This window comes from Shimia sp. R10_1 (assembly GCF_017744095.1).
Classification (GTDB): domain Bacteria; phylum Pseudomonadota; class Alphaproteobacteria; order Rhodobacterales; family Rhodobacteraceae; genus Shimia.
The window spans coordinates 402,628-413,883 of the sequence record NZ_JAGHQX010000003.1 but is presented as its reverse complement, the minus strand read 5'-3'; the positions used below and the strand labels follow the sequence as shown (position 1 = coordinate 413,883).

Below are 11,256 nucleotides of genomic sequence, written 5' to 3'. Positions count from 1 at the left end.
ACCTGAAGGAAAACAGATCGAAGCACAAAAAAGCACGCGATCAACACCACCGCGGGATGGAGCAGCCAGGTAGCTCGTCAGGCTCATAACCTGAAGGTCGTAGGTTCAAATCCTACTCCCGCAACCAAAATCTGAAAATAGATACAACGACTTAAGGTGCTCTCCTCATTGGGTGATAGCGCTTGAGCCTTCGCCGTGGAAGCACTCTGGAAGCAATTGGAGCGGGAAACTGAGTGTGGCGATTGGGCAACGCGCGTGATCGCATCGGTCATGTTGTTGGCTGTGTGTACACTTCCAGATTGTTATTGACGTTTCAAACACTCAAAATTTTGCGCAACGCAGCAAGTGAGTGTACACAGTGACCAAAGATCAACCGACCATAGACCTTTCAAAACCCCAAATGTTTTGTCGTAGGTTTCTGGAACAGCTAACAGTTTGATTGTTCGCGCTGAGATAGCAGGTGACAAAAAGGTCTGCTTTTGCATCGACTACGCCGGACTAAAAGGCAGATAATGTTTAAAATTACCAAACGGCGTGCCCTCGCTTTCTTTATGCTTGGCCTAGGCTTTCTAATTGTTGGGGGTCTGTTGGTGACAAAAAACGAACCCTACTCGAAACCTGAAGTTATTGGAAATTGGTTTCTGTTTATCGGAGCGTTTTTTGCAGTTTTTCGAGGAATTCTGCCCTTCGTTGTTACGAGGCTACTAAAGTCTTTGGAAGGTCCTACAGGTTGGTACGGCAGCCAATCTAACTCGTTAGGAATGCTTGCTTTTAGAGAACTAATGGTAATTCAAGAAGAAGATTAATGGCAGAGCGTGGAATTTACGGCGAGTTCGCTTTTGTTGGGGTGGCGGCGGGTATTGATGATGAAAATGGATTTACCATTAGCGTCTACATGTCTGCATCATTGGGCGTTTCCGCTGACAGGTGGGGAAGCGCGAGCATCAGAGGCGGCTTGGAAGGCTGGACGAGTTATCTTTGAGTAGGAACCCCTTCTGGAACGTCCATTGGAGGAATCACCGCAGGGGTGCAAAAAAACCTGTCCAATGGGGACACGTTCACTACAACTGGAGTTGGAGCCACAGACCTTTTGGGTCTTGGAGTGTACACCGAAGGTTACACTTTGGACGTAACAATTCGAGATACAGAAATTGTCTATTCCAGTCCGATTGGCAAAGTGTCGTCTTCAAGAGCAGTAGGGCAAAATGGAACGATTTCGATTTCAGACGCAATGAATGCATTGGATGCGATAGCTGAGGATGCTTATAACGGATACCTGCCTAAAAACGCGCATAATGGCGATTATGTTTCCCCTCAATCTCCGGAAACACCGAACAACCCCAGCGAATCTCGAGACCCCGGCGATTCTGGCGACAAAGATCCATGGAACGGAAATGATAGCGGCAGTGGTTCTGGGAACAGCCTTGGCCACGAAACGGATCAGGGTTCGACTGGTACAACCACTGGCGATGATTGGTCTCCTTCTGGCGGTGAATGGCATGGCGGCAATGGGGATCAATCACATGGCACGCCGGATCCGAGCTTGCCCGACAACCCTGACTACTCTGGCGTTCAGCCCGTTGTTATTGACCTTGACTTCGACGGTGTCGAACTCGCCTTTGGCAATCCAATTTATTTTGACTGGGATGATGACGGTTACAAAGAGCAAGCGACTTGGGCTGCTGCGGATGACGGCTTCCTTGTCCTCGACCTGAATGCGGATGGCTCGCGTGGTGGAGGCGACGGCAAGATAGATCAGGCGCGCGAAATAGCTTTTTCGCTCTGGGGCAATACGTCTGATACCGATTTACAGGCACTGGGCCGCGCCTTTGATCTCAACCGCGATGGTGTGCTGAATGCCTCGGACGCGGTGTGGTCTGAGCTGCGCATTTGGCAGGATCTGGATCAGGATGCTGTGACGGATGACGGAGAGTTAAAGACGCTGGCTGACTGGGGCATCACCGAGATCAACCTGACCTATGACAACGGCGCAGCGTTTGATGACCGTGAGGACGATATCACGGTGTTTGGCAGTACGCTGGCAGGGCTGGCTTCCTACACCCGTGAGGGGGTCGTGGTTGAAGGCGGGGTTGGCGATCTGGAGCTGGCTTACACAGAACACGGCTGGAAGCGGGTGGAGACTGCCGATGGTTACAGTATCGAGTTTGAGACGGGTGAAGAGTACCGTTTTGTGGAATTGGAGGGCACCGCTTCAACTGATGTGGATCTCACGACCAACGCGATCTCTGGTGTTTCTGGGAATGCTGGAGACAACCGGCTTGATGCAACGGATTTCACACGTAATGTCCAAATTACAGGCGCAGATGGCAACGACACACTCCTTGGTGGCGCAAAAGACGACTTTTTGTCTGGAGGCGCGGGGGTGGACCGTCTCGCAGGACGTAGTGGTAACGATGTCTTGTTTGTGGACCGAGATGATCTGACTGACGGCTATGTCTCCGGAGGAGATGGTATCGATGCAGTTTATATCGAAGACACGTCTGGGGTGCGTTTAGATCTTACAACTCACACATTGGAAATCGCCGTAGGGGGCGAAGGGGATGACACGATCACGGTGAACGATACCGGCGCGGCAAACGGAGATTTTGATGCGCGTGTTTCAGGAGGCGGGGGAGACGACACGCTGGCGGGCCATGATGGTGACGACGAGCTGTCAGGTGATGAGGGCAATGATCTGCTCTATGGGCGCGGCGGCGATGATGTTGTGTTCGGCGGCGATGGTCATGATACGGTGAGCGGTTCCAACGGAGATGACTATATCTCTGGTGGCGCGGGCAATGATCGTATTTTTGCCGGATCGGACGATGACTTTGTGCAGGCAGGCGACGGAAACGACAGGCTCTTTGGAGAGGAAGGCGATGATCGCCTTTACGGAGGCGAGGGCAACGACAGCCTAGATGGTGGCAAGCATGATGATGTGGTGTATGGCGGCGCGGGCGATGACACTTTAACATTTTGGCGCGGTGATGATCTCTACAGTGGCGGCTCAGGGGACGATACTTTTGAACTGCGTAGGAGCGACCAATATGACGCGTCAAGCAGCCAACGCGGTTGGGCAGTGACAGCGTGGCGACCTCAGAAGATGTCTTGGCTTTGGGGAACAACGTGCTCAATGGTCTTGACGGCGATGACACACTCCTTGGTGGCACAGGAGACGATGTGCTGATTGGTGGCGACGGCAATGACCTGCTCATCGATCACTCAGGTTGGGATGTTTTTGACGGTGGCAGCGGTGAAGACACAGTCAGCTATGAAAGTCATGGATCTGGTGTAGATATCGATCTTGAGGCGGGAACCAGTTCTAGCGGCGATAGCTACCGCGACATCGAACATCTCATTGGCTCACATACTGCGGATAATTCACTGGCAGGAAATTCCGCCGCTAACATGCTCACTGGTGGTGATAATCGAGATACTCTTAGCGGTCGCGATGGCGATGACACGCTCATGGGAGGTTCAGGTGATGATCTGATGCATGGCGGCGACGGAAATGATCTGTTGATAGACCATTCCGGCGTTGACGTGTTTCACGGTGGAACGGGGCAGGACACGGTATCCTATGAGGGGCGTTCCAGTGGCGTGGTTGTCGAGCTTGCAGATGGCACAAACAACAGTGGGGATAGTCTCACAAGTATCGAAAGTGTGATTGGATCGGATCATGTGGACGGCGACGATCGGATCATCGGAGATACTCAAGACAATGTTTTGAGAGGATTGAGAGGTAACGACTCCCTTGTTGGCGGGGCCGGAAACGATTTGCTTGAGGGAGGAGCAGGGGACGATACCCTGCATGGTGGCTCAGGAAACGATACGGTGTCGTTTGCGGATCTCTCCGAACATGTATCAGTAAACCTCGATTCCAACGTCAATAACGTCGGAGATATCCTCTCAGGATTTGAGAATGCGATTGGGTCCAATATTGGCAACGACACTCTTTTGGGCACGCAAGTCAGCAATCGTTTGGAAGGCTTAGGAGGAGATGATCGACTTGAAGGGGAGGAAGGAGATGACACGCTTTTGGGCGATGGCGGCTCCGACACACTGATTGGTGGTTTGGGGGATGACGTGATTGCAGGAAATGCAGGTGCGGATTCTGTCCTGGGTGGTTCTGGAGACGACCGCATTTTTGCTGGCGATGGCGATGACACAGTGAGTTCAGGGTCGGGGAATGACTTTGTCGATGGCGGAAAGGGCAACGACAGCCTGAATGGCGGAAGTGGCACAGACACGCTGTCCTATTTCAGGAACAATGAAAGCGTCATTCTTGATCTGTCGACAAATACAAACAACAGCGGGGACACGATTGTCGGTTTTGAAAACGCTGATGGATCGGATGTTGGGGATGACTCGTTGTCCGGATCTGGGAGCAATAATCATCTTCGCGGGTTTGGCGGGGATGACACATTGTTTGGCGGTTCAGGCGACGACACTCTGGAAGGTGGCGAGGGCAATGACCTGCTGCATGATGTATCCGGGAGCGATAGATTTGTTGGTGGAAGTGGCTCCGATACCGTGAGCTACCAAGCTCACGGTTCTGGCGTCATTGTAGACCTTATGACCGGCCACAGCTCAAGCGGAGATTCCTATATCTCGATAGAAAACCTCATCGGGTCGAATGAATCCGCTGATGGCCTGACAGGGGATGATGGCAACAATGATCTGGAAGGTCTTGGTGGCGACGACACTCTTGTAGGCGAGGATGGGCACGATCTGTTGAGGGGCGGTGAAGGGCATGATGCACTCTTTGGAGGTGTCGGCAACGATGCCCTTGCCGGCAATGAGGGGAATGACACACTTGACGGTGGCGCTGGACAAGACCGCTTGTTTGGTGGTGACGGGAGCGACTCCATTGTGGCTGGCAGTGGGGACGATCTCGTAAACGGTGGGCTGGGTGTGGATACATTGCACGGTGGAAGCGGCAATGACACAGTTTCGTTTGCCGACTTTAATCAGGATGTTTCTGTCAACTTAGTAACTGGTAAAGATCACCTCGACAGTTTGATAACTGGTTTTGAAAACATCGAAGGGTCCGAGGTTGGTCATGACTATCTCGTCGGCAGCGGTGAAGTGAATGAACTGTGGGGCCATGGCGGCAACGATACTCTGCGTGGCCTTGCGGGGCGGGATACGATTAGAGGTGGCGAGGGCGACGACCAAATTGAAGGCGACAATCACGATGATGTTCTGTCTGGAAATGCAGGAGATGACGTGATCGATGGTGGCGAAGGGGACGATCGTCTCTTTGGTGGCGCAGGAGATGACACGCTCCTAGGCGGCGCAGGAGATGATGTGTTTGAAGGAGGATCAGGCCAAGACTCCTTTAGTGGAGGCAGTGGAATTGACACTGTAACTTATGCCAGTAGCGAAGCAGGTGTGTATGTGGATCTCACTGCACGGACATATGAAGTGAACCCTTTTGACTTGCTGATAGGTATAGGGCGTTCGGACCACAATGATGTGGCGTTTTCTTCAATCGAAGCCGTGACGGGGTCAGACATCGGATCGGATCGGTTAGAGGGCAATCAGTATGTGAACCGTCTAATCGGAGGTGGTGGACAGGACACCCTGAACGGTGGAGGTGGAGACGACACCCTTATCGGCGGAGCAGATGCTGATACGTTGATCGGGGGATCGGGGGATGATGTCTTTGTGTTTCACAACATTTCTGACAGCTCATTTGATGCAGATCGTGATGTGATTGCAGACTTTGTTTCTGGCGAAGATACGATAGACCTTCGAAACGTGATGGATGGGCTGACATTTGTTGGTGTCGGTGGTGGATCTCTCTACACTGACGGGATTGGTGAAGTCCGGATCAGTGCAGATTTTAAACGCCTCTATGTCAATGTTGATGGCGGCGGATCAGACTTTGCAATTGATTTTGAAACGGCCGCAGTCGGCTTCTCTGAGGACGATTTGTTGCTGTAGGCCATATTGGAGTGGCGCGATTGGCCTCTACATTCTCCAAATGCCATGTACGGAGAATGTTAAACGAGGGAAACAGAGAGCGTACTCTTTGTTTCCCAGTTCGCGCGATCTGAGTTAATTTGCTTAAGCGGTGGTGTAAGCGCTGGTGCTGCCAACGCGGCGGGCTTCGCCCCAAGCCAGCAGATCACGGCGGCGATAGCGCACAGAGCGGCCTGATTTGTAGAACTTGGGACCGTAACCAGTTACGCGCCATTTCTGGATTGTGCGCACGCTTTGGCACATAAAGTTAGCGGCTTGTTTTTCGTCAATGAAGCCGTCGAGATAGTCGCTTTCGACCATTGAGTCATTTTTTGGTTGTTTTGTATTGTTCAAGTGCATGACAGCGTTCCTAGTTTACTGTGATGCTCTCATTTTCTGATCTTTGTCAGTAATGTGGAACTGTTCAAATCAGTGCAAAAGTGTGCATCTTCACGCCTCGAAATTTTGAACTGGGCACAAAATCTGGCCTTTTACGCTGTTTTGGTGGGCGATTTTTAACTCAAAGCTGAACTAACGAAGCAATCTCTGCTCAGCGGCAAGTTTGCTAGGTTGAGTATTTGTACTTGCCCCTGAGCGGAAACAACGAGGTGTTAAATGTATTCGAAAGTACCGAACAGTCATGAAATAGAACACAAATTCACAGTGTGATTTTCCGGTACATTCAGTGCATTTTCGAGCATTCTTGCGTTCTCTTCAGCGGCGCGCCGTACCGGATCATCCGCCAAATGCGCATAGCGCATGGTTGTCTGAATTTGCGTATGGCCAAGCAAACGCCCGACCATCTGAATGGGCATACCAGACGACACCGCGTTGGAGGCGTAGGTATGGCGCAGGTCGTGAATGCGCACATCGCAGAGACCCGCGCGCTTGCGAATGCGCCGCCAAGGTTTCTGCATGTCTGTGGTATAGCCACCCGGTTGCTTTCCGATGATCACATATGGGTTGTCAGGACGCCGTGGCAGGGCGCTCAGGATGGCGCGTGCGGCTTGGGGTAGGGGAATGAGCCGCGCGCCTGTCTTGCTGTCTGGCAGCTCCATGCCGCGATCTGTGATGTAGCTCCACCGCAGGGTTTGAATTTCGCCCAATCGGCATCCAGTCAGGATTAGCAAGCGAAAGGCGGCGACCACATGGGATGTCTCTGTGCCATCGTCCTCCGCCTCTGTCAGCGCCGTGCCCAACCGTTGCAGTTCACCTTGACTCAGATAACGCTCACGCTTCTGTTCACGGTATTTAGGGACATGGCGGCAGGGGTTTGAGCCATCAGGACGCAGGCCCCAGATTTCCGCCAGATTGAACATCTTGGACAACACGCCAAGTGTGCGATTGGCCTGATAAGGCTTGTTACGGAATTTGTGGTGCAGCTCCGCAATGTCTTTGCGCTCCACATCCACAATTTTAAAGGACCCGATGGCAGGATTGATAAACAGGTCAATGGCGCGGCGATACTCGCCCTGTGTGCTGGGTTTGCAGCGCTCTTTGGCATGTTCCTCAAAGAACCGCTCACATAGCGCAGCCACGGTCGGCGCGCGGCGGTGCTGGGCGATCTCTTCCACCGGGTTCTCGCCTTTGGACAATTCGCCCATGATCTCTTTGGCGCGATTGCGAGCCTGTTCTGCGGTGATGTTGCATGCCGCCCAATCGACGCCCGCCGGGTGCGGCCCCCATTGCGATATTGCACCTGATAGGTCTTGGTGCCCGAAGGCATGATGCGCACCCCAAACCCTTTGATTTCGCTGTCCCATTCAAAGTAACTCTTGGGGCGCACTTCAAAGGCATCAACGCTGCGTTTGGTCAGTTTTGGCATCGTGTTTTCTCCGTCTCTGGCCCGCTTTTGGAAGCACTGTGGAAGCAGTTGGGCGCAAATCTTGGAATAAGGCGTAGAGCTGAGGCGCAATCGTCGTCAATTAAAAAACAATGGATTCAATAAGATAGGGTAGAGGGTCGCAAAAAGGCGCAAACCGTGCAACGACGCCTAACCTCTCTCATAACCTGAAGGTCGTAGGTTCAAATCCTACTCCCGCAACCAACGATACAGAACGGCCCGAAGCATAACCCTTCGAGGCCGATTTTGTTTGACCTAACGCAAGCAAACCCGCCAGCTCGCCAACAAGCTCAATGTCCATGGGGCCTTCCGCATTGGGGATTAGTCGGATCTCCTCCAGCAGAGAGCGGATGAGGGTGGTGGCTTCTGCCGTCAGGTCTGTCGGGAGAACGCAGTCGACATCTTGCGCGGCGTTTTGTCGAGCGATCACGTCCATATGTTCGTCTCGCTTCCGCCAAAGCTCGCGATCAGTGATTTGGTGCGCAAGATGAAGGGGCGTTCATCTTACAAGGTGCAACGCGAGTTTCCCGCGTTGCGTAGGCGCTATTGGGGGCGCGGGTATTTTTAAACCACCAACGGGGCCATTACGGAAGACATTGTAATTCAGTACCTGGAAAACCATATCGCTGATCCTACCGACGCCAGCCGGTAGTCGTTCAGTTGGCGTATTTGCTGCAAATGAGACTGGCTGAGCTGCCGCTAGGCGGAGGAGCTTGCGCCCATAGTGAAGAGGTCTCTCGTAAGAAATCTACAAATTGAATTCTGGCTCACAAGGTCGGGTATGTTTGCGACTGTTGTCTGGCGACTTTTCTCCTCGGTCATCGAGCAACTGGCGGCAGGCGTTTTGAAAGGCAGCTCCTGCCGGACTATCGTGATCTCCAAGGGCGTAGTCGCGTAGTGCCTTTCGATTCTGTGCGCGTGGATCTGTTGTAAAGCTGGTTGCCATCAGGTCTGGAAGATTGCTTGCATCCCGTGAGGTGAGGTAGCCGCCAGCGACGCTCGGGAATGAGGTAAGGTCTGTTTCTGAATAGGCATTGGGATTGGTGACAATATACGGTTTTCCCGTTGCCAAGAAATCTATCAATGTTGAGGATACATCGCTGATCAGCAGATCCGCGCGTTCATAAAGATCAAAAACATCTTCTTCAGTTGTCGCGATACGAAAGGTGGAGCCTTTCGACATCACGTTGGTTGATTTCAACAGCTGATCTTTCAAATCAGGCCAGTCAGGCGCCTTCAGGGATAAGGGGTGTGGCTTGAATATAACCTCAAGCGGCTCTGCACTGGTCAGAGTTTGTTCCACGATTTTTTGCGCCTGAGCGAGAGAGCAAAAATTGCTGTCATCAAACATGCCGGTCCATGTGGTCATGTAGACCACGGTTTTGCATGCTTTTGAAGTTGAGGCTGCGTTCTTGGTGCGGGGCAACTGTGGGCGGCCGACAATCGTGAACTTTTCGCGCGGGATAATCACGCCATGGCGTGCGTATCTATCGATGGCCATCTCTCCTGCGACGAACAAACGATCATAGATCGCAGACATCGGATTGTAGCTGGGTGGTTTGTCGCTGTCGCCATGCAGCAGCTGGACATGTGTGACGTTTGGGTTTGCGGCAACAACCGGCAGGTTTGTCATGCTGTTGTTGACGTAAAACAGCACTTCTACGGATGTTGGCAAGAACGCGGTTTTCTCTGGCAAGTCGGTAATGATGAGGACCTCATAGAGGTCGGACTTTGGAAAATGCTGGAGATGTTTGCGTTCTTTCAAGAGGATGACAAAGGGCTCCTTGAGAGACAGCAGTGGCTTGAGCCACATTGTCACCTGATAGGGCGTTGCAAGCCTTGGTTCAGAGAAATAGAGCGCTATGCGTGCCCTTTTTAGCTTGGGGTGCCGTAATGTCTGAAGGCTATGAACCGCTGCACTGCGTTTGATGTGTGCGCGTGTCAGCCGTGATAGACTGATCCGCAAGCCAAAGGGAAGGAGCGCGATGAAGAGCGGTGCCGCGCTGTCTGGCGTTGCCCACAAGCCGCTCAAAAGACAGAGAAGCGCTGTTGCAGTTAAGCCCTGTGCGGATAGGTGATTTCGAGAGACGGGAGTGCTTTGGGGAGTGAGTGAGGAAACGGTGCAGCTACGCTGCGCCTTGTGCAGGCTAAACCTGAGCCAGGTTTCTCCGACCAACACGCATGTAATTGCGCCCAGATATAAAGCCGCGCCCGTCATGCGGCCGTACGACCGATCCAAGGGCGCGGGGCGTAAAGATCAGGCACATTTGGATGTTTGGTGACGATGCGTGAAACTAAATCCAGTGTCGCGTTGGATTGCCAATTCCGCGCATGCGCTTCCGTTGGTGCAAGGATCTTTTGGTAGAGCGCGACGGTCTGTGGCAGAGCGGGGGCGCGCTCAAGCGGATTAAATGCCGTGATCAGAACATGTTCGAATTGTGTGTTGCGGGTAAAGTGGCTGTTCTTGGGATGGTCCTGAGCATAGAGCACTGTGCGAATCTGTGGCTGTACACAGTCGGCAAGTGCGCCGAGCTTTTCTGCGTGCCAGAGGTGCTGTGGCGAGAGTTTTTGCAAGTCTTCTAAAGCGCTGCGTTCGCGTACGATCAGCACATAAGGTTCGTGCGCTTCATTTAGGTGTTCACATAGAGCTTTGGTGGCGGAGATATCGGCTTTGGATGTGCCCGCATGATAGACAGCCACTTGGGCAGGCGAGGCTTGCAATTGTCTTGCCAGAAAGTCGCGGAGAAGCGGTGCCAGGTCAGCATGGGCACTGCGTTCTTGATGCAGTGTCAGTGCCGTCAAGGCAACTGCGGCGAGGCTGAGCGCGATAGGGAGTATCAGGAGCGCATGCGGCAACAAGGCGTCTGCTGCCGTTGCAAATATGGCGGTCAATGACAGCGCAGTCAGTGCGCAGCGGATGAGATATATGTGACGTTTTGCAATATCGGCAGTGCTCGCTGGTGACATGGTCGCCACGCGGCACGCGTTACTCTGGATGCGCGCGACTTTCGCATCACATATGCGAACAGCGGCGTAGCATAGGCAGATCGCAGAAAGCGTTGCCGCAGCGAACAGCCAAACCTGCAGCGTGACTTGGAATGATCCGCCGATAAAGAGCCAGGCGATCGCTAGGCAGGGGGGGATGAGCACTTCGGGGTATGTGTTGAGCAGTTTAACTTTGGTTGTCAGCAGCTTGCCATGTTGCGACACTGGCAAGAACGCAGGCAAATGCACCAACAGGGCCAAGAAAAGAACGGGTAGGTTTTCTGCCGAGCGCGCCGCCTCAGGCAGCCACAAAATGGCGCATAATGCCACGAGTGCCAGAACAGCTGGCAGGAAGAGTTTGAACATTGAGGCAAGCCTTCTGCCGGAAGCGCCTAGGGTCGCGCGAAGTTCAAAACAGTTTCGCCAAAATTGGTGTTTTTTTCTTTAAAATACTCGAAAGC

General features: G+C 52.9%; 10 protein-coding genes, 1 tRNA gene and 1 pseudogene. 6 read left to right on the top strand and 6 right to left on the bottom strand.

The genetic code is table 11. The annotated features are described in order from the left end of the window. The first annotated feature begins 50 nt into the window (after window positions 1-50). The 5 genes from J7413_RS08910 (at window position 51) to J7413_RS08890 (ending at window position 5,949) form a co-directional block, all read left to right on the top strand. Window positions 51-127: transfer RNA gene (locus J7413_RS08910), tRNA-Met, on the top strand. Window positions 128-512: 385 nt separating this feature from the next. After that, window positions 513-806: a hypothetical protein gene (locus J7413_RS08905; RefSeq protein ID WP_209097713.1), complete on the top strand. Its 294-nt coding sequence runs from the start codon at window positions 513-515 to the stop codon at window positions 804-806. Continuing rightward, window positions 806-982: a hypothetical protein gene (locus J7413_RS08900; RefSeq protein ID WP_209097712.1), complete on the top strand. Its 177-nt coding sequence runs from the start codon at window positions 806-808 to the stop codon at window positions 980-982. The genes J7413_RS08905 and J7413_RS08900 overlap by 1 nt, the downstream gene beginning before the upstream one ends. A 249-nt stretch (window positions 983-1,231) precedes the next feature. Then, entirely contained in the window at window positions 1,232-3,187 is a 1,956-nt protein-coding gene (locus tag J7413_RS08895) for a calcium-binding protein (RefSeq protein WP_209097711.1), read from the top strand. Further along, the gene (locus J7413_RS08890; protein WP_209097710.1) at window positions 3,181-5,949 is read left to right on the top strand and encodes a calcium-binding protein; all 2,769 of its coding nucleotides are present in this window, start codon (window positions 3,181-3,183) and stop codon (window positions 5,947-5,949) included. Before J7413_RS08895 ends, J7413_RS08890 begins: the two co-directional genes overlap by 7 nt. A gap of 123 nt (window positions 5,950-6,072) precedes the next feature. On the opposite strand, the gene J7413_RS08885 is transcribed toward J7413_RS08890, so the two are convergent. The 4 genes and pseudogenes from J7413_RS08885 to J7413_RS08875 form a co-directional block, all read right to left on the bottom strand. Continuing rightward, window positions 6,073-6,327 carry a helix-turn-helix domain-containing protein gene (locus J7413_RS08885; protein ID WP_247743408.1) on the bottom strand — a complete coding sequence of 85 codons (255 nt, stop codon included), beginning with the start codon at window positions 6,325-6,327 and terminating at the stop codon, window positions 6,073-6,075. Window positions 6,328-6,605: 278 nt separating this feature from the next. Then, a complete protein-coding gene (locus J7413_RS08880) occupies window positions 6,606-7,571 on the bottom strand; it encodes a site-specific integrase (RefSeq protein ID WP_247743428.1) in 966 nt (321 codons plus the stop codon). A gap of 101 nt (window positions 7,572-7,672) precedes the next feature. Further along, window positions 7,673-7,792 (bottom strand): annotated as a pseudogene (locus tag J7413_RS20515) (integrase); the annotation flags it as partial. A gap of 178 nt (window positions 7,793-7,970) precedes the next feature. After that, window positions 7,971-8,246, bottom strand: coding sequence for a hypothetical protein (locus tag J7413_RS08875; RefSeq protein ID WP_209097709.1), 276 nt, complete (start codon window positions 8,244-8,246; stop codon window positions 7,971-7,973). Between J7413_RS08875 and J7413_RS20510 the strand changes: the two genes are divergently transcribed. Next, window positions 8,214-8,378, top strand: coding sequence for a transposase (locus J7413_RS20510; protein WP_247743407.1), 165 nt, complete (start codon window positions 8,214-8,216; stop codon window positions 8,376-8,378). The two genes, J7413_RS08875 and J7413_RS20510, sit on opposite strands and share 33 nt — an antisense overlap. Before the next feature lie 180 nt (window positions 8,379-8,558). On the opposite strand, the gene J7413_RS08865 is transcribed toward J7413_RS20510, so the two are convergent. Beyond that, window positions 8,559-10,028, bottom strand: coding sequence for a CDP-glycerol glycerophosphotransferase family protein (locus tag J7413_RS08865; RefSeq protein WP_209097708.1), 1,470 nt, complete (start codon window positions 10,026-10,028; stop codon window positions 8,559-8,561). Further along, entirely contained in the window at window positions 10,025-11,161 is a 1,137-nt protein-coding gene (locus J7413_RS08860) for a hypothetical protein (protein WP_209097707.1), read from the bottom strand. Before J7413_RS08860 ends, J7413_RS08865 begins: the two co-directional genes overlap by 4 nt. Window positions 11,162-11,256: the final 95 nt, after the last annotated feature.